Annotated in this window: 22 protein-coding genes; 17 read left to right on the plus strand and 5 right to left on the minus strand. The window is 73.9% G+C overall.

Annotation, left to right across the window (positions count from 1 at the left end; all coding sequences use genetic code 11):
* Positions 1 to 42: 42 nt before the first annotated feature.
* From ACFRAC_RS27735 to cobC, 13 genes are read left to right on the plus strand one after another with little or no spacing between them, the layout of a single operon-like run.
* Entirely contained in the window at positions 43 to 1002 is a 960-nt protein-coding gene (locus ACFRAC_RS27735; protein ID WP_382932202.1) for a cobalamin biosynthesis protein, read from the plus strand.
* Positions 999 to 2507, plus strand: coding sequence for a cobyric acid synthase (locus ACFRAC_RS27740; RefSeq protein ID WP_382932208.1), 1509 nt, complete (start codon positions 999 to 1001; stop codon positions 2505 to 2507). Before ACFRAC_RS27735 ends, ACFRAC_RS27740 begins: the two co-directional genes overlap by 4 nt.
* Positions 2504 to 6172, plus strand: coding sequence for a cobaltochelatase subunit CobN (gene cobN, locus ACFRAC_RS27745; protein ID WP_382932215.1), 3669 nt, complete (start codon positions 2504 to 2506; stop codon positions 6170 to 6172). The genes ACFRAC_RS27740 and cobN overlap by 4 nt, the downstream gene beginning before the upstream one ends.
* Entirely contained in the window at positions 6169 to 8199 is a 2031-nt protein-coding gene (locus tag ACFRAC_RS27750; protein WP_382932220.1) for a putative cobaltochelatase, read from the plus strand. Before cobN ends, ACFRAC_RS27750 begins: the two co-directional genes overlap by 4 nt.
* Entirely contained in the window at positions 8199 to 8798 is a 600-nt protein-coding gene (cobO, locus tag ACFRAC_RS27755; protein ID WP_361343373.1) for a cob(I)yrinic acid a,c-diamide adenosyltransferase, read from the plus strand. Before ACFRAC_RS27750 ends, cobO begins: the two co-directional genes overlap by 1 nt.
* The gene (locus ACFRAC_RS27760; RefSeq protein ID WP_382932228.1) at positions 8795 to 10144 is read left to right on the plus strand and encodes a cobyrinate a,c-diamide synthase; all 1350 of its coding nucleotides are present in this window, start codon (positions 8795 to 8797) and stop codon (positions 10142 to 10144) included. The genes cobO and ACFRAC_RS27760 overlap by 4 nt, the downstream gene beginning before the upstream one ends.
* Positions 10141 to 10872: a precorrin-2 C(20)-methyltransferase gene (gene cobI, locus ACFRAC_RS27765; RefSeq protein WP_382932234.1), complete on the plus strand. Its 732-nt coding sequence runs from the start codon at positions 10141 to 10143 to the stop codon at positions 10870 to 10872. The genes ACFRAC_RS27760 and cobI overlap by 4 nt, the downstream gene beginning before the upstream one ends.
* A gap of 51 nt (positions 10873 to 10923) precedes the next feature.
* The gene (cobM, locus tag ACFRAC_RS27770) at positions 10924 to 11742 is read left to right on the plus strand and encodes a precorrin-4 C(11)-methyltransferase (RefSeq protein WP_382932244.1); all 819 of its coding nucleotides are present in this window, start codon (positions 10924 to 10926) and stop codon (positions 11740 to 11742) included.
* Entirely contained in the window at positions 11739 to 12977 is a 1239-nt protein-coding gene (gene cbiE / locus ACFRAC_RS27775) for a precorrin-6y C5,15-methyltransferase (decarboxylating) subunit CbiE (protein WP_382932253.1), read from the plus strand. Before cobM ends, cbiE begins: the two co-directional genes overlap by 4 nt.
* The gene (gene cobJ / locus ACFRAC_RS27780) at positions 12974 to 14674 is read left to right on the plus strand and encodes a precorrin-3B C(17)-methyltransferase (RefSeq protein WP_382932257.1); all 1701 of its coding nucleotides are present in this window, start codon (positions 12974 to 12976) and stop codon (positions 14672 to 14674) included. Before cbiE ends, cobJ begins: the two co-directional genes overlap by 4 nt.
* The gene (locus ACFRAC_RS27785; protein ID WP_382932261.1) at positions 14671 to 15273 is read left to right on the plus strand and encodes a precorrin-8X methylmutase; all 603 of its coding nucleotides are present in this window, start codon (positions 14671 to 14673) and stop codon (positions 15271 to 15273) included. The genes cobJ and ACFRAC_RS27785 overlap by 4 nt, the downstream gene beginning before the upstream one ends.
* Positions 15270 to 16196, plus strand: a complete 927-nt coding sequence (locus ACFRAC_RS27790; protein ID WP_382932265.1) for a sirohydrochlorin chelatase — start codon at positions 15270 to 15272, stop codon at positions 16194 to 16196. The genes ACFRAC_RS27785 and ACFRAC_RS27790 overlap by 4 nt, the downstream gene beginning before the upstream one ends.
* The gene (cobC, locus tag ACFRAC_RS27795; protein ID WP_382932274.1) at positions 16186 to 17244 is read left to right on the plus strand and encodes an Rv2231c family pyridoxal phosphate-dependent protein CobC; all 1059 of its coding nucleotides are present in this window, start codon (positions 16186 to 16188) and stop codon (positions 17242 to 17244) included. Before ACFRAC_RS27790 ends, cobC begins: the two co-directional genes overlap by 11 nt.
* Before the next feature lie 63 nt (positions 17245 to 17307).
* On the opposite strand, the gene ACFRAC_RS27800 is transcribed toward cobC, so the two are convergent.
* From ACFRAC_RS27800 to ACFRAC_RS27820, 5 genes are all read right to left on the minus strand, one after another.
* On the minus strand, positions 17308 to 18216 hold the full coding sequence (locus ACFRAC_RS27800) for an SCO1860 family LAETG-anchored protein (protein WP_382932280.1): 909 nt from the start codon (positions 18214 to 18216) through the stop codon (positions 17308 to 17310).
* Between the two features lie 244 nt (positions 18217 to 18460).
* On the minus strand, positions 18461 to 19552 hold the full coding sequence (locus tag ACFRAC_RS27805; protein ID WP_382932290.1) for an amidohydrolase family protein: 1092 nt from the start codon (positions 19550 to 19552) through the stop codon (positions 18461 to 18463).
* A gap of 21 nt (positions 19553 to 19573) precedes the next feature.
* A complete protein-coding gene (locus ACFRAC_RS27810) occupies positions 19574 to 20368 on the minus strand; it encodes an amino acid ABC transporter ATP-binding protein (protein ID WP_382932300.1) in 795 nt (264 codons plus the stop codon).
* Positions 20365 to 21198 carry an amino acid ABC transporter permease gene (locus ACFRAC_RS27815; RefSeq protein ID WP_382932308.1) on the minus strand — a complete coding sequence of 278 codons (834 nt, stop codon included), beginning with the start codon at positions 21196 to 21198 and terminating at the stop codon, positions 20365 to 20367. The genes ACFRAC_RS27810 and ACFRAC_RS27815 overlap by 4 nt, the downstream gene beginning before the upstream one ends.
* A gap of 5 nt (positions 21199 to 21203) precedes the next feature.
* Entirely contained in the window at positions 21204 to 22049 is an 846-nt protein-coding gene (locus tag ACFRAC_RS27820; RefSeq protein WP_382932312.1) for a basic amino acid ABC transporter substrate-binding protein, read from the minus strand.
* Between the two features lie 231 nt (positions 22050 to 22280).
* Here ACFRAC_RS27820 and ACFRAC_RS27825 point away from each other — a divergent pair, with 231 nt between their 5' ends.
* The 4 genes from ACFRAC_RS27825 to ACFRAC_RS27840 all read left to right on the plus strand — a co-directional run bounded on the left by ACFRAC_RS27825 (position 22281) and on the right by ACFRAC_RS27840 (position 25948).
* Complete coding sequence (locus ACFRAC_RS27825; protein ID WP_382932315.1) at positions 22281 to 23384, plus strand: pyridoxal-phosphate-dependent aminotransferase family protein; 1104 nt, start codon at positions 22281 to 22283, stop codon at positions 23382 to 23384.
* 308 nt (positions 23385 to 23692) lie between these two features.
* Positions 23693 to 24199: a diaminobutyrate acetyltransferase gene (ectA, locus tag ACFRAC_RS27830; RefSeq protein ID WP_382932320.1), complete on the plus strand. Its 507-nt coding sequence runs from the start codon at positions 23693 to 23695 to the stop codon at positions 24197 to 24199.
* Between the two features lie 31 nt (positions 24200 to 24230).
* Positions 24231 to 25502: a diaminobutyrate--2-oxoglutarate transaminase gene (ectB, locus tag ACFRAC_RS27835; RefSeq protein WP_382932325.1), complete on the plus strand. Its 1272-nt coding sequence runs from the start codon at positions 24231 to 24233 to the stop codon at positions 25500 to 25502.
* A 47-nt stretch (positions 25503 to 25549) separates the two neighbouring features.
* Positions 25550 to 25948 (plus strand): ectoine synthase, encoded by a 399-nt coding sequence (locus ACFRAC_RS27840; RefSeq protein WP_382932331.1) that lies wholly within the window; start codon positions 25550 to 25552, stop codon positions 25946 to 25948.
* Positions 25949 to 25950: the final 2 nt, after the last annotated feature.

Below are 25950 nucleotides of genomic sequence, written 5' to 3' on the forward strand. Positions count from 1 at the left end.
CAGTACCGGACCCCTGTCCGACGCCACCACCGGCTGAACCCCATGCGTGCCGAACGCGTCTTCGCGTACGGCGCCGCCGCCGGACTCCTCGGTGACCTGCTGCTCGGCGATCCACGCCGTGGGCATCCGGTCGCCGCGTTCGGACGTGCCGCGGGCGCCGTGGAACGAGTGTTGTGGCGCGACCACCGCGCCTGGGGTGTGCTGCACACCGCCGTGTGCGCCGGTGGCGCCGTGGCGGCCGCCGCGCTGGGCGCACGTGCCGTGCGCCCCTCCCCCGCCGCCTCCGTCGCCCTGACCGGCGCCGTCACCTGGGCCGTCGTCGGCGGCACGTCGCTCGCCCGGGAGGCCCGGGCCGTCGGACGTGCCCTGGAGGCCGGCGACGTCGAGGCGGCGCGGGCGCGGCTGCCGCATCTGTGCGGCCGGGACCCGCAGGCGCTGGACGCCGACGGGATCGCGCGGGCGGTCGTGGAGTCCGTCGCCGAGAACACCTCGGACGCCGTGGTCGGCGCCCTGGTGTGGGGAGCCGTCGCCGGCGTGCCGGGCCTCGCCGGGTTCCGGGCCGTCAACACCCTCGACGCCATGGTCGGGCACCGCTCCCCCGAGTACCGCCGCTACGGCTGGGCCTCGGCCCGTCTCGACGACGTCGCCGGCTGGCCGGGTGCCCGGCTGACCGCCGCGCTGGCCGCCGTCGCCGGGGGCGACCCCCGGGGCGCCGTACGGGCCTGGCGCGCGGACGCCCACCGGCATCCCAGCCCCAACGCGGGCCCGGTGGAGGCGTCGTTCGCGGGCGCGCTCGGGGTGCGCCTCGGCGGGACGCTGGCGTACGGCGGGCGGGTGGAGCACCGGCCCGTGCTGAACGGCGCCGCCGGACGGGCCGTCCGGGTCGCCGACATCGAGCGGGCCGTGCGTCTCTCGCGGCGGGTGGGGGTGCTCGCCCTGGGCGTGTGCGCCGGGGCGCGGCTCCTGCTCGGGCGGCGCGGGGCGAGAGGACGTGCCTCGTGAAGGGCGGGCTGCTCGTCGCCGGCACGACCTCCGACGCCGGCAAGAGCGTCGTCACCGCCGGGATCTGCCGGTGGCTGGTGCGCCAGGGCGTGAAGGTCGCGCCCTTCAAGGCGCAGAACATGTCGCTGAACTCGTTCGTCACCCGCGAGGGCGCGGAGATCGGGCGGGCGCAGGCCATGCAGGCCCAGGCGTGCCGCGTCGAGCCGACCGCGCTGATGAACCCCGTCCTGCTGAAGCCGGGCGGGGACCAGAGCAGTCAGGTGGTGCTGCTGGGCAGGCCGGTGGGCGAGATGAGCGCGCGCGGCTACCACGGCGGACGGCAGCAGCGGCTGCTCGCCACCGTGCTGGACTCCCTCGCCGAACTGCGGGCCACGTACGACGCGGTGATCTGCGAAGGGGCCGGTTCCCCGGCCGAGATCAACCTGCGGCGCACCGACATCGTGAACATGGGGATCGCACGCGGCGCGGGGCTGCCCGTGCTGGTCGTGGGCGACATCGACCGGGGCGGTGTCTTCGCCTCGTTCTTCGGGACCGTGGCGCTGCTGTCCCGCGAGGACCAGGAGCTGGTCGCCGGCTTCCTCGTCAACAAGTTCCGCGGCGACGTCTCGCTCCTCGAACCCGGCCTCGACATGCTGCACGGCCTCACCGGACGGCGGACGTACGGCGTCCTGCCCTTCCGGCACGGACTCGGCATCGACGAGGAGGACGGCCTGCGAGTGTCGCTGCGCGGGGCGGTGCGCGAGTCCGAGGTGGCCGCCCCGGTCGGCGAGGACGTGCTGCGGGTCGCCGTGTGCGCGGTGCCGCTGATGTCCAACTTCACGGACGTCGACGCGCTCGCCGCCGAACCGGGCGTCGTCGTGCGGTTCGTGGACCGGCCGGAGGAACTGGCCGACGCCGACCTGGTGGTGGTGCCCGGCACCCGGGGCACCGTCCGCGCCCTGGCGTGGCTGCGGGAGCGGGGGCTCGCGCGGGCTCTGGTGCGCCGGGCCGCCGAGGGCCGCCCGATCCTCGGTGTCTGCGGCGGCTTCCAGCTCCTCGGCGAGCACATCGAGGACGACGTCGAGAGCCGTGCCGGTCACGTCGACGGCCTCGGCCTGCTGCCCGTGCGGGTGCGGTTCGCCCGCGAGAAGACCCTGACCCGGCCCGCCGGTGAAGCGCTCGGCGAGCGCGTCGAGGGCTACGAGATCCACCACGGGGTCGCCGAGGTCCTGGCGGGTGAACCCTTCCTGGACGGCTGCCGGGTCGGTCAGACCTGGGGCACCCACTGGCACGGCTCGCTCGAGTCGGACGCCTTCCGGCGCGCCTTCCTGCGGGAGGTGGCGGCCGCCGCGGGCCGCCGCTTCGTGCCGGCGCCCGGCACCTCGTTCGCCGCGCTGCGCGAGGAGCAGCTCGACCGGCTCGGCGACCTCATCGAACGACACGCGGACACGGACGCGCTGTGGCGGCTCATCGAGTCGGGCGCGCCGCGAGGACTGCCCTTCATCCCCCCGGGAGCGCCCGCATGAGCACAGTGTTGTTGCTGTCGACCGCCGACACGGACCTGCTGGCGGCACGCGCCGGCGACGCCGCGTACCGGATCGGCAACCCGACCCGCCTGGACGTCGGTTCCGAGCTGCCCGCGTTGATCGAGGGCGCCGACATCGCCGTCGTACGGCTGCTGGGTGGCAAGCGGGCGTGGGAGGACGGGCTCGCCGCGCTGAAGGCGTCGGGGGTGCCGACGGTGCTGCTCGGCGGCGAGTCCGTGCCGGACGCGGAGCTGATGGCCGAGTCGTCGGTGCCGGCCGGCGTGGTGGCGGAGGCGCTGAAGTACCTGGTGGCGGGTGGCCCGGCCAACCTCACCGAGCTCGCCCGGTTCCTGTCCGACACCGTGCTGCTGACGGGCGAGGGGTTCCTTCAGCCGCGGCCGATGCCGGAGTACGGCGTCCACGGCTCACGTCCGTGGGTGGAAGGCCGGCCGGCCGTGGGCGTGCTCTTCTACCGGGCCCACCACCTCAGCGGCAACACCGCGTTCGTGGACACCCTGTGCGACGCGATCGAGGCCCGGGGCGCCAACGCGCTGCCCGTGTACTGCGGTTCGCTGCGCGGCGCGGACGCCGGGCTGTACGAGATCCTGGGCCGGGCCGACGCCCTGGTCGCGACCGTCCTCGCGGCGGGCGGCACCCATGCCTCGCAGGCGTCCGCGGGCGGCGACGAGGAGGCGTGGGACATCGGCAGGCTGGCCGAACTGGACGTGCCCGTGCTGCAGGGGCTGTGCCTGACGTCCTCGCGGGCGGCCTGGGAGGAGTCCGACGCGGCCCTGTCCCCGATGGACGCGGCGATGCAGGTGGCGATCCCCGAGTTCGACGGGCGTCTGGTCACCGTGCCGTTCTCGTTCAAGGAGCAGGGCCCGGACGACGTGCCGGTGTACGTGGCCGACCCGGAGCGGGCCGCGCGGGTCGCCGGGATCGCCGTCCGGCACGCACGGCTGCGGCACAAGCCGAACGCCGCGAAGAAGCTGGCGCTCGTCTTCACCGCCTACCCGACCAAGCACTCCCGTGTCGGCAACGCCGTCGGTCTGGACACGCCCGCCTCGGCGGTACGGGTGCTCGACGCGCTGTCCCGGGCGGGCTACTCGCTCAGCGAATACCCGGACAACGGGGACGAGTTGATCCACCGGCTCATCGAGGCCGGCGGTCATGACGTCGAGTGGCTGACCGAGGAGCAGCTGGCGTCGGCGCCCGCGCGGGTGCCGCTCGCCGACTACCGGGCGTGGTTCGCCGCGCTCGACCCGGAGCTCAGGGACGCGATGACCGAGGCGTGGGGCGAGCCGCCGGGCTCGCTGTACGTGGACGGTGACGACATCGTGCTGGCGTCCTTGGGGTTCGGGAACGTCGTCGTGATGATCCAGCCGCCGCGCGGCTTCGGCGAGAACCCCATCGCGATCTACCACGACCCCGACATGCCGCCCTCGCACCACTACATGGCCGCCTACCGCTGGCTGGAGGCCGCGCCTTCGGAGGGGGGCTTCGGCGCCGACGCGATCGTGCACATGGGCAAGCACGGCACGATGGAGTGGCTGCCCGGCAAGGGGCTCGGGCTCAGCCGCGGCTGCGCCCCGGACGCCGTCCTCGGCGAACTGCCGCTCGTCTACCCGTTCATCGTGAACGACCCCGGGGAGGGCACCCAGGCCAAGCGGCGCGGGCACGCCACGGTGGTCGATCACCTGGTCCCGCCGATGGCCCGCGCCGACACCTACGGCGACCTGGCCAAGCTGGAGCAGCTGCTGGACGAGTACGCGCTCGTCTCCGACCTGGACCCGGGCAAGGCCCCGGCGGTGCGCGCGCAGATCTGGACGCTGGTGAAGGCGGCCGAGCTCCACCACGACCTGCACGTCGACGAGCAGCCGGACGACGACGCCTTCGACGAGTTCGTCATGCACATCGACGGCTATCTGTGCGAGATCAAGGACGTGCAGATCCGGGACGGGCTGCACATCCTGGGGGGCGGTCCGGTCGGCGAGCCGCGGGTGAACCTGGTGCTCGCGGTGCTGCGCGCGTCCCAGGTGTGGGGCGGTCAGGCGAACGCGCTGCCGGGGCTGCGGGCCTCGCTGGCCGCCCATTTCGGGCTGGTGGAAGCCGAGTTGCTGGCCGAGCCGGGGGCGCCGGTCAAGGTCCCGGCCGAGCTGGCGGACCTGGTGGACGGCCCGGCGCGCACGGCGTCCGACGCGATCGACCTGCTGGAGCAGCTGTGCCGGCGGATCGCCGAGGGCCTGGAGGAGCGGGACTGGGCCGCGGGCGAGAGCCCGGGCGTGCTGCGGGCGGTCCTCGGCACCGACCTCCCGGACGCCCTGCGGGTGCTGGAGTTCGCGTGCACCGAGGTCGTGCCGCGGCTGGCCCGCACCACGGACGAGATCGGGCACATCCTCAAGGCGCTCGACGGCGGGTACGTCCCGGCGGGCCCGTCGGGCTCCCCGACCCGCGGTCTGGTCAACGTGCTGCCGACCGGCCGGAACTTCTACTCCGTCGACCCCAAGGCGATCCCGTCCCGGCTGAGCTGGGAGGTCGGCCAGTCGCTCGCCGACTCGCTGGTGCAGCGGTATCTCCAGGACACGGGTGAGTACCCGAAGTCCGTCGGCCTGACGGTCTGGGGCACCTCGGCCATGCGCACCCAGGGCGACGACATCGCGGAGATCCTGGCGCTGCTGGGCTGCCGCCCGGTGTGGGACGACGCCTCGCGCCGGGTCACCGGCTTCGAGGTGGTCGCTCTGCCGGAGCTGGGACGGCCCCGCGTCGACGTCACGGTCCGGATCTCCGGGTTCTTCCGGGACGCGTTCCCGCACGTCGTCGGGCTCATCGACGACGCCGTGCGCGCGGTCGCGGAGCTGGACGAGCCCGCCGAGCACAACTTCGTGAAGGCGCACGCCGACGAGGACACGGCCGCGCACGGCGACCGGCGGCGTGCCACGGCCCGCGTCTTCGGTTCCAAGCCCGGCGCGTACGGTGCGGGACTGCTGCCGCTGATCGACGCCCGCAACTGGCGCTCGGACGCCGACCTCGCCGAGGTGTACGCGGTCTGGGGCGGCTACGCCTACGGGCGCGGGCTGGACGGGCGGGCCGCGCGCGGTGACATGGAGACCGCGTTCCGGCGGATCAACGTCGCCGCGAAGAACGTCGACACCCGCGAGCACGACCTCGTGGACGCCGACGACTACTTCCAGTACCACGGCGGCATGGTCGCGATGGTGCGGCATCTGACGGGCAGCAGCCCCGAGGCGTACGTGGGCGATTCGGCCACCCCCGACCAGGTGCGCACCCGCACCCTCGGCGAGGAGACCCACCGGGTCTTCCGGGCCCGGGTGGTCAACCCGCGCTGGATGGCGGCCATGCGCCGGCACGGCTACAAGGGCGCCTTCGAGATGGCGGCGACCGTGGACTACCTCTTCGGCTACGACGCGACGGCCGGCGTGGTCGACGACTGGATGTACGAGAAGCTCAGCGCCGCGTACGTCTTCGACGCGGAGAACCGGGACTTCATGAAGAAGTCCAACCCGTGGGCGCTGCGCGGCATCACCGAGCGGCTGCTGGAGGCCGCCGACCGCGGCCTGTGGGCCGAGCCGGACGCCGGGACGCTGGACCGGCTGCGAGCCACCTACCTGGAGCTCGAAGGCGATCTGGAGGGCGACGAGAAGTGACGACCCCCTTTCCTTTCACGGCCGTCGTCGGCCAGGACGACCTGCGGCTCGCGCTGCTGCTGAACGCCGTCTCCCCGGCGGTCGGCGGGGTGCTGGTGCGCGGCGAGAAGGGCACGGCCAAGTCGACGGCCGTACGGGCGCTGTCGGCGCTGCTGCCGGAGGTGCCGGTGGTCGCCGGGTGCCGGTTCTCGTGCGATCCGGCCGCTCCCGACCCGGGCTGCCCGGACGGGCCGCACGAGGAGACCGCCGGCGTGTCCCGGCCGGCCCGCATGGTGGAGCTGCCCGTCGGCGCCTCCGAGGACCGGCTGGTCGGCGCCCTGGACATCGAGCGGGCGCTCGCCGAGGGCGTCAAGGCGTTCGAGCCGGGCCTGCTCGCCGACGCCCACCGCGGCATCCTCTACGTCGACGAGGTGAACCTCCTCCACGACCACTTGGTCGACCTGCTGCTGGACGCGGCGGCGATGGGCGCGTCGTACGTGGAGCGCGAGGGCGTGTCGGTGCGGCACGCCGCCCGGTTCCTGCTCGTCGGCACCATGAACCCCGAAGAGGGCGAGCTGCGCCCGCAGTTGCTGGACCGGTTCGGGCTGACCGTCGAGGTCGCGGCGTCCCGTGAGCCGGACCAGCGGGTGGAGGTCGTCCGGCGGCGCCTCGCGTACGACGACGACCCGGCCGGTTTCGCGGCCCGCTGGGCGGACGAGGAAGCGGCCGTACGGCAACGCGTCGTCGCAGCACGGGAGCTGCTGCCGTCGGTGCGGCTCGGCGACGGTGCGCTGCGGCAGATCGCGGCGACCTGTGCCGCGTTCGAGGTGGACGGGATGCGCGCCGACATCGTGATGGCCCGTACGGCCACCGCGCTGGCCGCCTGGGCCGGGCGCACCGACGTGCTCGCCGAGGACGTCCGGCAGGCGGCGCTGCTCGCGCTGCCGCACCGCAGGCGCCGCAACCCCTTCGACGCGCCCGGCCTGGACGAGGACAAGCTCGACGAGACGCTGGAGGAGTTCGGCGGCCCGGACGACGATCCCGACCCGGATCCCGGTCCGGACGGGCCGGACGGGCCGGACGGGCCGGACGGGCCGGACGGGCCGGGCGGGGGCGGCGGACAGCCGGACCCCGGTGACGCGCCCCAGGGTGACGGTGACGCGGCGGCCCGGCCCGAGGCCGGTGAGAACGGGCAGCCGCAGCCCTCGGGGGCCGGCGAGCAGTCGCCCGCACGGGCCTCCGAGCCCTTCCGCACCAAGGTGCTGAGCGTGCCCGGGATCGGTGAGGGGGCCGCCGGGCGGCGGTCCCGGGCGCGGACCGAGCACGGGCGGACGACCGGGGCCCGCCGGCCCCGGGGCACGCTCACCAAGCTGCACCTGGCGGCGACCGTGCAGGCCGCGGCGCCGCACCAGCGGGCGCGCGGACGGTCCGGGCCCGGCCTGGTCCTGCGCCGGGACGATCTGCGCCAGGCCACCCGGGAGGGCCGCGAGGGCAACCTCGTGCTGTTCGTGGTGGACGCCTCCGGGTCGATGGCGGCGCGGCAGCGGATGGGCGCCGTGAAGGGCGCGGTGCTGTCGCTGCTGCTGGACGCCTACCAGCGGCGGGACAAGGTGGGGCTGGTGACCTTCCGGGGGTCGGCCGCCGACGTCGCCCTGCCGCCGACCTCGTCGGTGGACGCGGCCGCGGCCCGGCTGGAGACGCTGCCGACCGGCGGGCGCACCCCGCTCGCGGCGGGGCTGCTGCGGGCCCACGAGGTGCTGCGCGTGGAGCGGCTGCGCGATCCCGCGCGCCGTCCGCTGGTGGTGCTGGTGACGGACGGGCGGGCCACCGGCGGTCCCGAGCCGGTCGCCCTGGCCGGGCGCGCGGCGCGGCTGTTCGCGGCCGACGGGGTCGCCTCGGTCGTCGTGGACTGCGAGTCGGGCCCGGTGCGGCTCGGGCTCGCCGGGCGGCTCGCGGCCGAACTGGGCGGTACGGCGGTGACGTTGGACGAACTGCGCGCGGACAGCATCGCCGCACTGGTGAAGGACGTGCAGAGGGGGGCCGCGTAATGCCGCAGGGACAGCCGAGTGTGGTGCCGGACGACGGGCTGACGACACGTCAGCGGCGCAACCGGCCGCTGGTGATCGTGCACACGGGCGTCGGCAAGGGCAAGTCGACCGCGGCCTTCGGGCTGGCGCTGCGCGCCTGGAACCAGGGGTGGCCCATCGGGGTGTTCCAGTTCGTGAAGTCGGCCAAGTGGAAGGTCGGCGAGGAGAACGCGCTGCGGGTGCTCGGCGCCAGCGGCCAGGGCGGCACCGTCGACTGGCACAAGATGGGCGAGGGCTGGTCCTGGGTGCAGCGCGACGCGCAGCTCGACAACGAGGAGAAGGCCCGCGAGGGCTGGGAGCAGGTCAAGCGGGACCTCGCCGCCGAGACGTACAAGCTGTACGTGCTGGACGAGTTCGCCTATCCCCTGCACTGGGGGTGGGTCGACACCGCCGAGGTGGTGGAGGTGCTGCGCGCCCGGCCCGGCACCCAGCACGTCGTGATCACCGGGCGGAACGCGCCGGAGGAACTGGTCGGCCTCGCCGACCTGGTGACCGACATGTCCAAGGTCAAGCATCCGATGGACGTGGGCCAGAAGGGCCAGAGGGGCATCGAGTGGTGAGCCCGTCCGTCCCCCGGCTGGTCGTCGCCGCGCCCTCCTCGGGCAGCGGCAAGACCACCGTCGCCACCGGGCTGATGGCCGCGTTCGCCGCGCGGGGGCTCGCCGTGTCCCCGCACAAGGTGGGCCCGGACTACATCGACCCCGGTTACCACGCGCTCGCCACCGGGCGGGTGGGCCGCAACCTCGACGCCTACCTGTGCGGTCCCGACCTGATCGGTCCGCTGTTCCGGCACGGGGCGCGGGGTTGCGACCTCGCCGTGGTCGAGGGCGTGATGGGGCTGTTCGACGGGGCCGCGGGCGAGGGCGAGCTGGCGTCCACGGCGCAGGTGGCGAAGCTGCTGCGGGCACCGGTGGTGCTGGTCGTCGACGCCTCCGCGCAGTCCCGTTCGGTGGCGGCGCTCGTGCACGGGTTCGCGTCCTGGGACCCGCGGGTGCGGATCGGTGGCGTGATCCTCAACAAGGTCGCCTCCGACCGGCACGAGGAACTGCTGCGGGAGGCCCTGGACTCGGCGGGCGTACCGGTGCTGGGGGTGCTGCGGCGGACCGCGGGGGTGGACACGCCGTCCCGGCATCTGGGGCTGGTGCCGGCCGCGGAACGGCACACCGACGCGGTGGAGGCCGTGGCGGCGATGGGGGCGCAGGTGGCGGCGGGGTGCGATCTGGACGCCCTGCTGGCGCTGGCGCGCGGTGCCGGGGACCTGGCGTGCGACGCCTGGGAGCCCCCGGCCGCGGCGCCGGGCGGGCGGGCGGTCGTCGCCGTGGCCGGCGGACCCGCGTTCACCTTCTCCTACGCGGAGCACGCCGAACTGCTCACCGCGGCGGGCGCCGAGGTCGTCCCCTTCGATCCGCTGCGGGACGAGTGCCTGCCGGACGGCACGGCGGGGCTGGTGATCGGGGGCGGGTTCCCCGAGGTGTACGCCGCCGAGCTGTCCGCCAACGCGCCGCTGCGCAAGGCCGTCGCCGACCTCGCGGCGAGCGGCGCGCCGGTGGCCGCGGAGTGCGCCGGACTGCTGTACCTGAGCCGTGAGCTGGACGGGCTGCCCATGTGCGGGGTGCTGGACGCCACGGCCCGGATGACCGAACGGCTCACGCTCGGCTACCGGGACGCCGTCGCCCTCGGCGACAGCCCGCTCGCCGCCGCGGGCACGCGGATGCGGGCCCACGAGTTCCACCGGACCGTCGTCGAGCCGGGCGCGGGGGTGGCTCCCGCCTGGGGGGTGCGCACGCCCGCGCGGCGCGTCGAGGGGTTCGTGCAGGGGGGCGTGCACGCGAGTTATCTGCACACGCACTGGGCCGCCGAACCCGGTGTGGCCCGTCGGTTCGTCGAGAGGTGCCGGACGTCATGAGCAGCAGACTGATCGGAGTCGGGGTGGGCCCCGGCGACCCGGAGCTGGTGACCGTCAAGGGCGTCAACGCGCTGCGCGCCGCCGACGTGGTCGTCGTCCCCGTCATGGACAGCGGGGAGCGGGGGCGGGCCGAGGCGACCGTGCTGCACTACGTGCCCGCGGAGAAGGTCGTCCGGGTCGTGTTCGCGCTGAACGAGCGCACGGACCGGTTGCGGCGGGAGGCCGCCTGGGACGCGGCCGGTGAGCGGGTCGCCGGGCTGCTGGGCGAGCACGCGGCCGTCGCCTTCGCCACCATCGGCGATCCCAACGTGTACTCGACGTTCACCTATCTCGCGCAGACGATCGTCGCGGCGGTGCCGGGCACCGTCGTCGAGACGGTCCCAGGCATCACCGCCATGCAGGACCTCGCGGCGCGTTCCGGCGCGGTGCTGACCGAGGGGACCGAGCCGCTGACCCTGGTGCCCGTCACGGCCGGGTCCGCGGTGCTCAAGGAGGCCCTGGCCGGGCCGGGGACGGTCGTCGCCTACAAGTTCGGCCGGCAGGCGCGCGAGGTCGCCGAGGCGCTGCGGGAGAGCGGGCGTACGGAGGGCTCGGTGTGGGGATCGGCGCTGGGGATGCCGGAGGAGTCGATCCGCCCGGCCGCCGACCTCGACGACGCCCCGCTGCCCTATCTGTCGACGCTCATCGCGCCCGCCCGCCGCGACGGCGGCCGCGGCGGCAAGCTCTGACCTTCCCCCTGCCCCCTTTGCCACCACCCCCTTGTGAGAGGACCCCGACCCATGGCCGATGCCCGAACCGGCAAGGTGACCTTCGTCGGTGCCGGCCCCGGAGCCGCCGATCTGCTGACGTTCCGTGCCGCGCGCGCCATCGCCGAGGCCGACGTGGTGATCTGGGCGGCCAGCCTGGTCCAGGCGGAGGTCCTCCAGCACGCGCGCGAGGACGCCGAGGTCCTGGACTCCGCGGCCCTGTCCCTGGAGGACGTCGTCGCCGTCTACGAGCGGGCCCGCGACGAGGGCCTGAGGGTCGCCCGCATCCACTCCGGCGATCCCGCCCTGTGGGGCGGCACGCAGGAGCAGTTGGACCGGTGCGCCGCGCTCGGCCTCACGACCGAGGTGGTGCCGGGGGTCTCGGCGTTCTCCGCCGTGGCGGCGCTCGCCCGGCGCGAGCTGACGATCCCCGAGGTCGCCCAGTCCGTGGTGCTCACCCGGCTCGGCGGCGGCAAGACGCCCATGCCGCCCGGCGAGGAGGTGCGCGAGTTCGCCAAGCACGGCACCACCATGGCGATCTTCCTGTCGGCGGCCCGCAGCGGGCAGCTGGTGCGGGAACTGCTGGAGGGCGGCTACCCCACCTCCACACCGGTCGTCGTCGCCTACCAGGCGACCTGGCCGGAGGAGCTGGTCGTCACGTGCACGATCGGCACGCTGGAGGAGACGGTCAAGGAGCACAAGCTCTGGAAGCACACGCTCTTCCTGGTCGGGCCGGCCCTGGAGGCCCACGGCACCCGCTCGCACCTGTACCACCCGGGCCACTTCCACGGGTACCGCAAGGCCGACCCGGCGGCCCGCCGGGCGCTGCGCGAACGGGGGGCCAGCACATGATCACGGTGGTCGGTACGGGGACGGGGGCGCCGCCGCCCGAGGACGTGCTGGCCGGTGCCGAGCTGGTGGTCGGCGGACGGCGCCACCTGGACGCCGTACGGCTGCCCGGCGGGGCGGAGCGGGTCGTGCTCGGTCCGCTCGCGCCGGCGCTCGACACCATGGCCGCGTACGTCGAGGAGGAGCGGCGCGTCGTGGTGCTGGCCTCCGGTGATCCGGGGTTCTTCGGTATCGCGCGGGTGCTGGCGGAGCGGTTCGGGCCGGAGCGCCTGGACGTGCGGCCGGCGGTGTCCTCGGTGGCGTCCGCGTTCGCGCGGGCCGGGCTGACCTGGGACGACGCGGTCGTCGTCAGCGCGCACGGACGGGACGCGCGGACGGCCGTGCACATCTGCCGGGCGCGTCCGAAGGTGGCCGTGCTGACCGGGCCCGGCGCCGGACCCGCCGAACTCGGCGCGGCGCTGGCCCGCGCGGACGCGGACCGGACGCTCGTCGTCGCCTCGGCGCTGGGGTCCGGGGAGGAGCGGGTCGAGCGGGTGACCCCCGCCGAGGCCGCCGCCCGGGACTGGGGTGCGGCCGTGAACGTCGTCCTGTGCCTCGACGGTTCCCGTGTCCCGGGTGCCGCGCGCACGGTCGCCGGGGCGGACCGGGGTCCCGCCTCCTGGGCGCTGTCCGAGGACGCGTTCGCGCACCGGGATTCGATGATCACGAAGTTCGAGGTGCGGGCGCTCGCGCTGGCCCGGCTCGGGCCCCGGCTCGGCGATCTGGTGTGGGACGTCGGCGCGGGCTCCGGGTCGGTGGCCGTCGAGTGCGCGCGGCTCGGGGCCGCCGTCACCGCCGTCGAGCAGACCCCGGACGGTGTCGCGCGGATCCGGGACAACGCGGCCGCGCACGGGGTGGACGTCCAGGTGGTGCACGGGACGGCGCCCGCGGCCCTGTCGGATCTGGACGACCCGGACGCCGTGTTCGTGGGGGGCGGGGGGCGGGAGCTGCCCGCCGTCGTCACCGCGTGCGCGCGGCGGGCGCGGCGGACGGTCGTGGTCGCCATGGCCGCGCTGGACCGGGTGCCGGCCGCGCGGGCGGCGCTCACCGGTGCCGGGTTCGCCTGCGACGGGGTGCTGTTGCAGTCGTCCCGGCTGGCGCCGCTGCCGGGGGACGTGACCCGGCTGGCGGCCGCCAACCCGGTTTTCCTGTTGTGGGGCGTCAGAAGCCCCTCGGACGGCAAGGGAGTTGCTCAGTGATCGGCCTCATTTCCGCCACCGCGGCGGGGGCGGCGGCGCGGGACCGGCTGGCCGCGGCGTGGCCGGACCGCACCCGCGTGTACGACGGGCCCGTCGGGGACGCCGTGCGGCGGGCTTTCGGGGAGTGCGGGCAGCTGGTGTGCTTCCTGGCCACGGGCGCGGTCGTCCGGCTGATCGCCCCGCTGCTGGACGACAAGGCCGCCGACCCCGGTGTGGTGTGCGTCGACGAGGGCGGGCGGTTCGCCGTGGCGCTGACCGGCGGGCACGGCGGCGGCGCCAACGAACTCGCCCACGAGGTGGGCGAGGTGCTGGGAGCCGCGCCCGTGGTGACGACGGCCACCGACGCCGTGGGCCTGCCCGGTCTGGACACGCTCGGCCTCCCGGTCGAGGGCGATGTCGCCGGGGTCTCCCGGGCCCTGCTCGACGGGGTGCCGGTGGCGCTGCGGGCCGAGGTGTCCTGGCCGCTGCCGCCACTGCCGGCCGGCGCCGAGGGGGCGTACACGATCCGGGTGACGGACCGGCTCGTGGAGGCGGCGGAGCGCGAGGTCGTGCTGCGTCCGCCGACCCTGGTCGTCGGGGTCGGGGCCTCGCGGGGCGCCCCGGCCGACGAGGTGCTGGCGCTCGTGCGAGAGGCGCTGCGCGACGCCGGGCTGTCCGCCGCGTCCGTGGCCGAGCTGGCCACCGTCGACGCGAAGGCCGGCGAGCCCGGCGTCGTGGAGGCCGCGGCCCGCCTCGGGGTCCCTCTTGTCACGCACGCCCCGCAGCGGCTGGCCTCCGTCCCGGTCCCCCACCCCTCCGACGCGCCGCTGGCCGCCGTCGGCACCCCCTCGGTCGCCGAGGCCGCCGCCCTCGTGGGCGGCGGCGACCTGCTGGTGCCGAAGCAAAAGTCCGCACGGGCCGACGGCCGCCCGGCGATGGCCACCTGCGCGGTGGCCCGGCGGCCGGGCCGTGGCCGGCTCGCCGTCGTGGGCCTCGGACCGGGCGCCCGCGACCTGCTGACCCCGCGCGCGAAGGCCGAGCTGCGGCGGGCCTCGGTGCTCGTCGGGCTGGACCAGTACGTCGACCAGATCCGTGACCTGCTGCGGCCCGGCACGCGCGTCCTCGAGTCCGGCCTGGGCGCCGAGGAGGAGCGGGCGCGTACGGCGGTCGCGGAGGCCCGGGAGGGGCGGGCCGTCGCCCTCATCGGCAGCGGGGACGCGGGCGTGTACGCCATGGCCTCCCCCGCGCTGGCCGAGGCGTCCGACGACATCGACGTGGTCGGTGTCCCCGGGGTGACGGCGGCCCTCGCGGCGGCCGCGGTCCTCGGTGCCCCGCTCGGCCACGACCATGTGTCGATCAGCCTGTCCGACCTGCACACCCCGTGGGAGGTCATCGAGCGGCGGGTACAGGCCGCCGCCGAGGCGGACCTCGTGGTCACCTTCTACAACCCGCGCTCGCGTGGCCGGAACTGGCAGCTCCCCGAGGCGCTCGCGATCCTCGCGCAGCACCGCGTGCCGACCACGCCGGTCGGCGTCGTCCGCAACGCGTCCCGGGCCGACGAGTCCGCCCGGCTCACCACGCTGGGCGGCCTCGACCCGGCGACGGTCGACATGATGACGGTCGTGACCGTCGGCAACACCGCCTCCCGGGAGATCGCAGGCCGCATGGTGACCCCGCGCGGCTACCGCTGGCAGAGCGCTCAGGAGGTCCCGCGGTGAACCGTGTCGTCCATCCCATCGAGGTGGAGTCCTACCGGCGGATGCGCGCCCGGCTGGACACCTCGCACCTGCCGCCGCTGACCCGGGCGGTCGTCGAGCGGGTCGTGCACTCCGCCGCCGACCTCGACTACGCCGGCGACCTCGTCCTGGACGAGCGGACCCTGCAACGGGGGCACACGGCGCTGCACGCCGGGACGCCCGTGGTCGTGGACGTCGAGATGGTGGCGGCCGGTATCACCCGCCGGGAGACCGTATGCCGGATCAGGGACGCCCGGTCCGGGCCCGGACTGACCCGGTCCGCGCACGCCGTCCGACTGGCGTACGAGCAGGTCGGCCCCGGCGCGATCTGGGTGATCGGCAACGCACCCACCGCCCTGGAGGAACTGCTCACCCTCGACGCCCGGCCCGCGCTCGTCATCGGCCTGCCCGTCGGGTTCGTCGGCGCGGTCGAGTCCAAGGCCGCGCTGCGCGCGAGCGGGCTGCCCGCCGTCAGCAACGTGTCCGAGAAGGGCGGTTCGGCGGTCGCCTCGGCCGCGCTCAACGCCCTGCTGTACCACCCCGTTCCCGCCTCCCCTTCGTCATCCGAGGAGACATCGTGACCCCCTCCCCGCCCGCCCTGCTCATCGCCGGCCACGGCACCCGGGACGAGGCCGGAGCCGAGGCGTTCCGCGCCTTCGTCCGGGAGCTGGGGGACCGGCACCCCGAACTGCCCGTCGCGGGCGGCTTCATCGAGCTGTCCCCGCCGCCGCTGGGCGACGCCGTCTCCGACCTCGTCGCGCGGGGGGTGCGGCGGTTCGCCGCCGTGCCGCTGATGCTGGTGTCGGCCGGGCACGCCAAGGGGGACATCCCGGCGGCGCTGGCCCGCGAGAAGGAACGGCACCCCGGGATCACCTACACCTACGGCCGCCCGCTGGGCCCGCACCCGTCGCTGCTGCGGGTCCTGGAGCGGCGGCTCGACGAGGCGCTGGGCACGGCGGACGACCGCGCGGACGTCACCGTGCTGCTGGTGGGGCGCGGCTCCACCGACCCGGACGCCAACGCCGAGGTGCACAAGGCGGCCCGGCTGCTGTGGGAGGGCCGCGGCTACGCCGGGGTGGAGACGGCGTTCGTGTCGCTGGCCGCGCCGGACGTGCCGGGCGGGCTGGACCGGTGCGCGCGGCTCGGGGCGCGCCGGATCGTCGTGCTGCCGTACTTCCTGTTCACCGGGATCCTCCCGGACCGGGTGCGGCGGCAGACGCAGGAGTGGGCGGCGGCGCACCCGGAGACCGAGGTGCGCTCGGCGGACGTCATCGGCCCGGAGCCGGAACTGCTCGACCTGGTGTGGGAGCGGTACGAGGAGGCGGTGCGGGGCGACCTGCGGATGAACTGCGACTCGTGCGTGTACCGGATCGCGCTGCCGGGCTTCGAGGACAAGGTCGGTCTGCCGCAGCAGCCGCACTTCCACCCGGACGACGACGGCCACCATCACGGGCACGGGCACGGGCACGGGCACCACCACGGTGGTCACGCGCATGCGCACTGAGGGCGGCCACGATCTGCGGCACCACGGCGACGCCGAGGTCCGCGACGACGGGTCGGCGCTGGTCGACCTCGCGGTGAACGTCCGGACGGACACCCCGCCGGCCTGGCTGCGGGAGCGGATCGCCGCGACGCTGGGCTCGCTCGCGGCCTACCCGGACGGGCGGGCCGCGCGGGCCGCGGTGGCGGCCCGGCACGGGCTGCCGCCCGAGCGGGTGCTGCTGACGGCGGGCGCGGCGGAGGCGTTCGTGCTGCTGGCCCGCGCGCTGAAGGTGAGCCGGCCGGTCGTGGTGCACCCCCAGTTCACGGAGCCGGAGGCGGCGCTGGTGGACGCCGGGCACACCGTCGGGCGGGTCCTGCTGCGGGAGGAGGACGGCTTCCGGCTCGACCCGGCGGCCGTCCCCGAGGACGCCGACCTGGTGGTGATCGGCAATCCGACGAATCCGACGTCGGTCCTCCACCCGGCCGCGACGATCGCCGCGCTCGCCCGGCCGGGGCGGACGCTGGTCGTGGACGAGGCGTTCATGGACGTGGTGCCGGGCGAGCGGGAGGCCCTGGCGGGGCGGACCGACGTGCCGGGCCTGGTGGTGCTGCGCAGCCTCACGAAGACCTGGGGGCTGGCGGGACTGCGGATCGGCTATGTCCTCGCCGCCCCGGAGACCGTGGCCGCGCTGGAGCGGGCTCAGCCTTTGTGGCCGGTGTCCTCGCCGGCGCTGGCCGCCGCCGAGGCGTGTGTGTCGCCGCGCGCCCTGGCGGAGGCGGCGGAGGCGGCCGACCGCGTCGCCGCCGACCGGGACCACCTGGTCGCGGGACTGCACAGGTTCGCCCCGGCCGGCCTCCGGGTCACCGGCCCGGCCGAGGCGTCCTTCGTTCTCGTACGCGTGCCGGGCGCGGCGGAGATCCGCCGCGATCTGCGCGCCCTCGGCTACGCCGTCCGACGCGGGGACACGTTCCCCGGCCTCGACGAGAGCCGGCTGCGCCTGGCGGTCCGGGACCGCGCGACGGCGGACGGCTTCCTGCACGCCCTGGGCCGGGTACTGGCCTCGGCGTGACACCGGACGGGCCCCCCGGACGCCGGCAGGGCGGTGTCCGGGGGCCCGTCCGGGTGTCCGGCGTCAGCCGCGGCCGCGCTTCGCCAGGGCGACGGCGCCGCCGCCCGCGAGGAGCAGGGCGAGCGCCCCGCCCGCGATGTACGGCGTCATGGAGTTGCCGCCGGTCTCGGCGAGGCCCTCGTCCGCCTTCTCGCCCTGCGGCTCGACGTCGCCGGCCGGCTCGGTGCCCGGCGCGGCCTCCTCCTCGGGCGCGGCCGGGGTCTCACAAGTGGCCTTCGCCAGCGTGAGGGTGCCCTCGACCTCGGCCACGTTGAGCTTCAGCGGGTTGACGGACACGGTGAGCTCCAGCGCGGTGGCGGCGGCCGTCCGCGAGGTCTGCTCCGTCCTGGAGTAGTCGAGGCGGACCTCGCCCACGCCGGGCACCTCGACCCGCGTGGTACCGCCCGCGGTCAGCTTGACCTTCTTGCCGAGGACGGTGACGTCGCCCAGCAGGTTGGACGTGGCGGTCGGCTTCTCCCCCGCCACACAGGTCGCCCTGGACGTGACCTGGCCGACCTCGATGAGCGACAGCAGCGGCAGGCCCGGGACGTGGACCTTGGCGTGGGCGAGCTGGGTGAGGCCCTCGGCCCTGCCGTCCTCGACCGTGGCGCTCGCCTTGGCGACCTCGGCCTTGACGACGCTGAAGGGCTCACCGCCGTCGACGCCGTCGAGGCTCGCCGTCAGCGCCGTCTGCTCGGCGCTCCGCGGTGCCCGCACCTCGTTGAGGGAGACCGCGAGCGGGACGTCCACGGTCTTGTCGAGCAGGGAGACATCGAGCCCGGTGCGCAGGACGACGGCGCTCGCCCGGCCCTCGTCGCCGGTCGCCTGGGCCGGGCCCGCCGCGCCCAGGACCGCTGGGCCGGCGGTCAGCGCGGTGGCCGTCGCGAGGGTGGCGAACCGGCGTGCGGACATGCGGAATTTCTTGCCGTTCAAGGTGGGGACCCCCAGAGGAAACGTGCTCGGGACCCGGCAAGAATCGCGCACCCCGGGTGGACAGTCAGCGTTCCGCCGCCACTTCACTCCAACGTGACTTTCCCGTGCGCCTTTTCGAATCCCGCGGCACGGGTGTTCCCCGAAGTCTCCCCCGTACCCTCGTCCGGGCGAGCGCCCGTAACGGCGCACCGCCCGGCCCGCGCGCACCGGGGCGGGCGGGGGCGCCGGATGTCCCGGGGTGCCGTCAGCCGACGACGCGGCCGTTCAGCACGATGCGGCGGGGGGCCGCCAGGACCCGGACGTCGGCGCGGGGGTCCGTCTCGTAGACGACGAGGTCCGCCGCGGCGCCCTCCTCCAGGCCGGGGCGGCCGAGCCAGGCGCGGGCCGCCCAGGTCGTCGCCGCGAGGGCGTCGACGGCGGACAGACCGGCGGTGACCAGTTCGGCCACCTCGGCGGCCACCAGGCCGTGCGGGAGCGTGCCGCCCGCGTCGGTGCCGACGAAGACGGGGATGCCGGCGTCGTGGGCGTTGCGGACGGTGTCGTAGCGGCGCTCGTGCAGCCGGCGCAAATGGGCCGACCAGCGGGGGAACTTGGCTTCCCCGCCGTCGGCCAGCTTCGGGAAGGTCGCGATGTTGACCAGGGTCGGCACGATCGCCACCCCGCGCGCGGCGAACAGCGGGATCAGCTCGTCGGTGAGGCCGGTGGCGTGCTCGACGCAGTCGATGCCGGCCTCCACCAGGTCCTGGAGGGAGTCCTCGGCGAAGCAGTGCGCGGTGACCCGGGCGCCCAGCCGGTGGGCCTCGGCGATGCCCGCCTCGACGGCCTCTCGCGGCCAGGTGGGCGCCAGGTCGCCGAGGTCCCGGTCGATCCAGTCGCCGACCAGCTTGACCCAGCCGTCGCCGCGCCGGGCCTCCTGGGCGACGTAGGCGACCAGGTCCTCCGGTTCGATCTCGTGCGCGAAGCCGCGGATGTAGCGGCGGGTGCGGGCGATGTGCCGGCCGGCCCGGATGATCTTCGGCAGGTCCTCGCGCTCGTCGACCCAGCGGGTGTCGGAGGGCGAGCCGGCGTCCCGCAGCAGCAGGGTCCCGGTGTCGCGGTCGGTGAGGGCCTGCTTCTCGGCGGTGCCCGCGTCGACGGGTCCGTGGGAACCGAGCCCCACATGGCAGTGCGCGTCGACCAGGCCGGGCAGGGCCCAGCCATCGACGGTGCGCACGTCGCGGGCACCGGCGGGACGGTCGTAGGTGATCCGTCCGCCGACGACCCACAGCTCGTCCCGGACGTCGTCCGGGCCGGCGAGGACCCGGCCCCTCAGGTGCAGCACGGCGCGTTCGCTCATGCCCTGCACCTTAGTGAGCGGCTACTCGGTCCTGCCCACCTGGTCCGGGACACCTTCCTCGACCTCGGCCATCGCCGGGTCGAGGAGCCGGGAGAGGAAGTGCCGGGTGCGTTCGTGCCGGGGATGGCCGATGACCTGGTCGGGGGTGCCGTCCTCGACGATCACGCCGCCGTCCATGAACACGACCCGGTCGGCGACCTCCCGCGCGAACGTCATCTCGTGGGTGACGACCATCATCGTCATGCCCTCGTTCGCGAGCATGCGCATGACGGCGAGCACATCACCGACGAGTTCGGGGTCCAGCGCGGACGTCGGCTCGTCGAAGAGCATGACCTGGGGGCCCATGGCGAGGGCGCGGGCGATGGCGACGCGCTGCTGCTGGCCGCCGGAGAGGGAGGCGGGGTAGGCGCCGGCCTTCTCGGCCAGGCCGACCCGCGCCAGGTTCTCGGCGGCGACCTTCGCGGCGGCCTCCTTGCCCCGGCGGAGCACCCGGCGCTGCGGCAGGGTCAGGTTCTCGGTCACCGTGAGGTGCGGGAACAGGTTGAACTGCTGGAAGACCATGCCGATCCGGCGGCGTACGGCGTCGATGTCGACGTCCGGGTCGGTGAGCTCGGTCCCGCCGACGAAGACCTGGCCCTTGGTGGGCTCCGTCAGCAGGTTCACGCAGCGCAGCAGCGTCGACTTGCCCGAGCCGGACGGGCCGATGACGCACACGACCTCGCCCTGCCGGATCTCCAGGTCGATGCCGCGCAGCACCTCGTTGTCGCCGAAGGACTTGTGCAGGTCGCGGACCTGGATCTCTGCCGTGGTACTCACTTGACGGCCTCCTGGGCCTTGGCCTCCATGCGGCGGACGACGAAGCCGAGCGGGATCGTGATCAGCAGGTAGCACAGGCCCGCGACCAGGATCGGTGTGGAGTTGGCGGTCTGGCTGGCGAGGTCGCGGCCGAACTTGGACAGCTCCCGCTCCTCCAGGGTGACCCCGAGGAACAGCACCAGCGAGGAGTCCTTGAACAGCAGCACGAGTTCGTTGGTGAGCGGCGGCAGGATGATCCGGAACGCCTGCGGGATGATGATGGAGATCATCGCGCGGGTGGGCGAGAAGCCGAGCGAGCGCGCGGCCTCCATCTGTCCCTTGGGCACCGCCTGGATGCCGGCCCGGATCGTCTCGGCCATGTACGCGGCGGCGACCAGGCCGAGCGCCAGGGCGACCTTGCCGTACGTGCCGCCGGGGATCTCCGTGCCGGGGAAGGCCAGGGGCACGGCGACGCCGATGAAGATGAAGATCAGCAGGGCGGGCAGGCCCCGGAAGATCTCGATGTAGATACCGGCCAGCCAGCGGTAGGGCCCCACGGACGACAGCCGCATCAACGCGATCACCATGCCGAGGGCGAGTCCGACGACGAAGCCGGACATCGTGTAGAGCACGGTGTTCTTCAGCGCGAGGGTGATGACGTCCGGGAACATCTCCCGGGCGATGGCCCCCTGCGCGAACTGGTTCTTCAGCCGGCCCCAGTCGGCCACGACCGCGAAGGCGACCACGGCCGCGACGAAGACGACGTACTGGGCGCCGCGCGACAGACTGCGCTTCTGCCGCCGGGTCAGGCCCTTCTTCTTCGGCTGGAGGGGTACCTCTGTGCCGCTCATCGGGGTCAGGCGGCGGGCGACGGAGAGGCGGCGGACTCGTCGTACGGGCCGATCCACTTCTCGTACAGCTTCTTGTACGTGCCGTCGGCCTTGGCCTCGGCGAGCGCCTTGTTGACCGCCGCGAGGAGCTTGGTGTTGCCCTTCTTCACCGTGAAGCCGTACTGCTCGCCGGTGTTGATCTGCTCGGCGACCCGGAAGGCCTTGGCGTTGGCCTTGTCCTTCAGCCAGCTCTGGACGACCGGGTAGTCGATGACGACGGCCTGGACCTGGCCGGTGCGCAGCCCGTTGAGGACGGCGTCGGAGGACTCGAAGGAGACCGGGTCGAGGCCCTTGCTCTTGGCGTAGTCCTCGCCGGTGGTCTGGGCCTGGGCGCCGACCTTCTTGCCCTTGAGGTCGGCGAAGGAGGAGATGCCGCTCTTCTTGTTCACCAGGACGGCCTGGGTGGCCTCGAAGTACGGGTCCGAGAAGTCGACGTTCTTCTTGCGCTCGGGGGTGATCGTCATGCCGGCGGCCGCGAGGTCGCACTCGCCGGAGTTGAGGAACGCGCCCGTCTTGAAGTTCTCGAAGGGCGTGTCGAGGATCGCCTGCTTCACGCCCAGGTCGTCCGCGACCAGGTCGATGAGGGAGACGTCGAAGCCCTGGACCTTGCCGTCGATCTCGGACTGGAAGGGCGGGTACGGCAGGTGGGTGCAGGTGGTGAGCTGGCCCGCCTTGACGAGCTTCACCCCACCGGCCGCGGTCTTGGTGCCGCTGCCGCCGTCGCCGGAGGAGCAGCCGGCCACGAGCACCAGCCCGGCCGTCACGGTGGTGGCGGCCAGAACGCGGGTCCGGCGCCCGAAGGTCGTCTTCACGGGGGGAGCCTCCTGTGGGGGAACTGAGAGTTCCGATTATAAGGAGAAGTTTGAGGTCCTCAAACCAAACCGATGGCTTGAGGACCGTCTGACCTGGAAAGTCGGGAGCCGGGCGGGGTGCGCCCGGCTGGAGCCCCGGGGTGTAGATGTGCCCGGACGGCACGGGATTACGCTCGTGGGGTCGGCTTCGGAGTGAAGAACCGGAGCGCCGAGAGCGAAGAGAGTTCCGCCGTGACCCACCCCTTCCTGGATCTGGCCCCGCTGAGCGCCGCCCGTTTCGCCGCGGTGGAGGACCGTGTGGCACGGCTGCTCGGGACCGGGCAGGACGTCGTGATCATGCAGGGTGAGGCGCTGCTGCCGCTGGAAGGGGCGATCCGGGGGACGGCCGGGCCCGGCACGACCGCGCTGAACGTGATCACCGGCCCGTACGGGCAGACCTTCGGAGACTGGCTGCGCGACTGCGGCGCCCGGGTGATCGATCTGGCGGTGCCGTTCCACACGGCGGTCACCGCGCGGCAGGTCCGGGAGGCGTTCGAGGAGTACCCGGAGATCGACTTCGTGTCCCTGGTCCACGCGGAGGCGGCCACCGGCAACACCAACCCGGTCGCGGAGATCGGCGAGGTGGTGCGGGAGCACGGGGCGCTGTTCTACCTGGACGCGGTCGCGTCGATCGGGGCCGAGCCGGTGCTGCCGGACACCTGGGGCGTGGACCTGTGCGTGATCGGGGCGCAGAAGGCGATGGGCGGTCCGGCCGGGGTGTCGGCGGTGTCGGTGAGCGAGCGGGCGTGGGCGCGGATGGCGGCGAACCCCGGGGCGCCGCGCCGGTCGTACCTGTCGCTCCTGGACTGGAAGGAGCGCTGGATCGACGGCGGCCGCCGGGCGCTGCTGCACGCGCCCGCGCAGCTGGAGATGCTGGCGCTGGAGGCGTGCGTGGAGCGGATCGAGGCGGACGGCCTGGACGCCGTGATGGCGCGGCACCGCGGGGCGGCGCTGGCGACCCGGGCGGGCGCGGTGGCGCTGGGCGGCGGTCTGGAGCCGTATGTGCACGAGGCCCGGGACGCCGCTCCGGTGGCGACGACGCTGCGGACGCCGGCCGGTGTCGAGGCGTCGGAGGTCGTGGCCCGCGCGCTGGCGTCCGAGCCGGCGCTGCCGCTGGCGGCCGGGGGCGGGGCACTGGCCAAGGAGATGATCAGGGTCAACCACTACGGCAAGGACGCCACGGTGGGCGCGGTCCGCGGCAGCCTCGCGGCGCTGGGGGCCGCGCTGGCGGAGAAGGGGCTGACGGTGGATGTCCAGGCGGCTCTGCGAGCTGTCGACGACATCAGCGCAGCTTGAATTCAGGGGTAATTCTCGAATTCTTTATCAGGGGTAGTTTCCCTAAAGCTTCTGCCCGCTCTACCGAGCCTTAAACGCGGAGATTCCGTGAACCCCGGGATGCGTTATTCCGGCCACATCTCACACAGGTTACGCGGCTGTGACACGTTCCACATCGCAGTTGATTTGTCCGGTATTAACCTAGCAAAACGGGCGATTCGCTGCGTACGGGCGGCCCTACTCACGCCCGCGTGATAACACAGGCCGACGGCATACGTAACCCCATCCAGCCATGCATTTTTCAATTTCCCTCGGTAAATTCAATTTGCATGACCGCCGCACAAGCAGACCTGCACATCGACCGTCCGGCGACAGCCGACGGCGCCGCGCTGTGGCGCATCGCCCGCGACTCCGAGGCGCTCGACCTGAACTCGTCGTACAGCTATCTGCTGTGGTGCCGGGACTTCGCCGGCACATCCGCCGTCGCGCGTGACGAGCGCGGCGAACCGGTCGGCTTCGTCACCGGATACGTGCGGCCGGAGCGTCCGCACACCCTGCTCGTCTGGCAGGTGGCCGTGGACGGCGCGTACCGCGGGCGCGGACTCGCCGCGTCCCTGCTGGACGCGCTCGCCGCACGCGTGCACCGCGAGCACGGCGTCACGAGCGTCGAGACCACCATCACCCCGGGCAACACGGCCTCCGAGCGCCTGTTCGCCTCCTTCGCCGAGCGCCACGGCGCCGCGCTGGAGCGCGAGGTGCTGTTCCCGGCGGGACTGTTCCCGGACGGGCCGCACGACCCCGAAGTGCTGTACCGCATCGGTCCCCTCTCCCTCTGACCTCCCCCCACGCAACGAGGAGCGATTCGTCGTGACCATCACCCAGCCCGACCTCAGCATCTTCGAGACCCTCGAGTCCGAGGTGCGCAGCTACTGCCGCGGCTGGCCCACTGTCTTCGACCGTGCGCGCGGCAGCCGCATGTACGACGAGGACGGCCACGAGTATCTGGACTTCTTCGCCGGTGCCGGGTCACTGAACTACGGGCACAACAACCCCGTCCTGAAACGGGCTCTGATCGACTACCTGGAGCGGGACGGCGTCACGCACGGGCTCGACATGTCCACCAGCGCCAAGCGGGCCTTCCTGCAGACCTTCCAGGACCTGGTGCTGCGGCCCCGCGATCTGCCGTACAAGGTCATGTTCCCGGGCCCGACCGGCACCAACGCCGTCGAGTCCGCGCTGAAGCTGGCCCGCAAGGTCAAGGGCCGCGAGGCCATCGTGTCGTTCACCAACGCCTTCCACGGCATGTCGCTGGGCTCGCTGGCCGTCACCGGCAACGCCTTCAAGCGGGCCGGCGCCGGCGTCCCGCTGGTCCACGGCACACCCATGCCGTTCGACAACTACTTCGACGGCGCGGTCGAGGACTTCCTGTGGTTCGAGCGGCTGCTGGAGGACCAGGGGTCCGGTCTGAACAAGCCCGCGGCCGTGATCGTGGAGACCGTGCAGGGCGAGGGCGGCATCAACGTGGCCCGCCCCGAGTGGCTGCGCGCGCTCGCCGAGCTGTGCGAGCGCCAGGACATGCTGCTCATCGTCGACGACATCCAGATGGGCTGCGGACGCACCGGCGCGTTCTTCTCGTTCGAGGAGGCGGGCATCACCCCGGACATCGTCACCGTGTCCAAGTCCATCAGCGGTTACGGCCTGCCCATGTCGCTGTGCCTGTTCAAGCCCGAGCTGGACATCTGGGAGCCGGGCGAGCACAACGGCACCTTCCGCGGCAACAACCCCGCCTTCGTCACGGCGACGGCGGCGCTGGAGTCGTACTGGGCCGACGGCTCGGCGATGGAGAAGCAGACCCGCACCCGCGGCGAGCAGGTCGAGCAGGGTTTGATCGCGATCTGCGAGGAGAACCTGCCCGACGTCAAGGAGTACCGCGGGCGCGGCCTGGTGTGGGGCTTGGAGTTCCACGACAAGGAGCGCGCCGGCCGGGTCGCCCACCGGGCCTTCGAGCTCGGGCTGCTCATCGAGACGTCCGGGCCCGAGAGCGAGGTCGTGAAGCTGCTGCCCGCTCTGACCATCACCCCGGACGAGCTGGACGAGGGACTCAGCGTCCTCGCCCGCGCCGTCCGCGAGACCGCCTGACCGGTACCCGGCAGGGAACACCACCACCTAGGAGGCATCGCAACACCGTGATCGTCCGTTCGTTCAAGGAGATCGAAGGCACCGACCGCCACGTGAAATCGGCGTCCGGCACCTGGGAGAGCAAGCGCATCGTCCTCGCCAAGGAGGGGGTCGGCTTCTCCGTGCACGAGACGATCCTGTACGCGGGGACGACGACCGACATGTGGTACGCCAACCACATCGAGGCCGTGGTCTGCACCAAGGGCGATGCCGAGCTGACCGACCGCGAGACCGGGAAGCGGTACCACATCACGCCCGGCACCATGTACCTCCTCAACGGCCACGAGCGGCACACGCTCGAGGTCAAGGAGGACTTCCACTGCATCTGCGTGTTCAACCCGCCCGTGACCGGACGGGAGGACCACGACGAGAACGGCGTCTACCCGCTGCTCACCGAGGAGGTGTGAGT

It is taken from the genome of Streptomyces sp. NPDC056628 (assembly GCF_042792555.1).
Classification (GTDB): domain Bacteria; phylum Actinomycetota; class Actinomycetes; order Streptomycetales; family Streptomycetaceae; genus Streptomyces.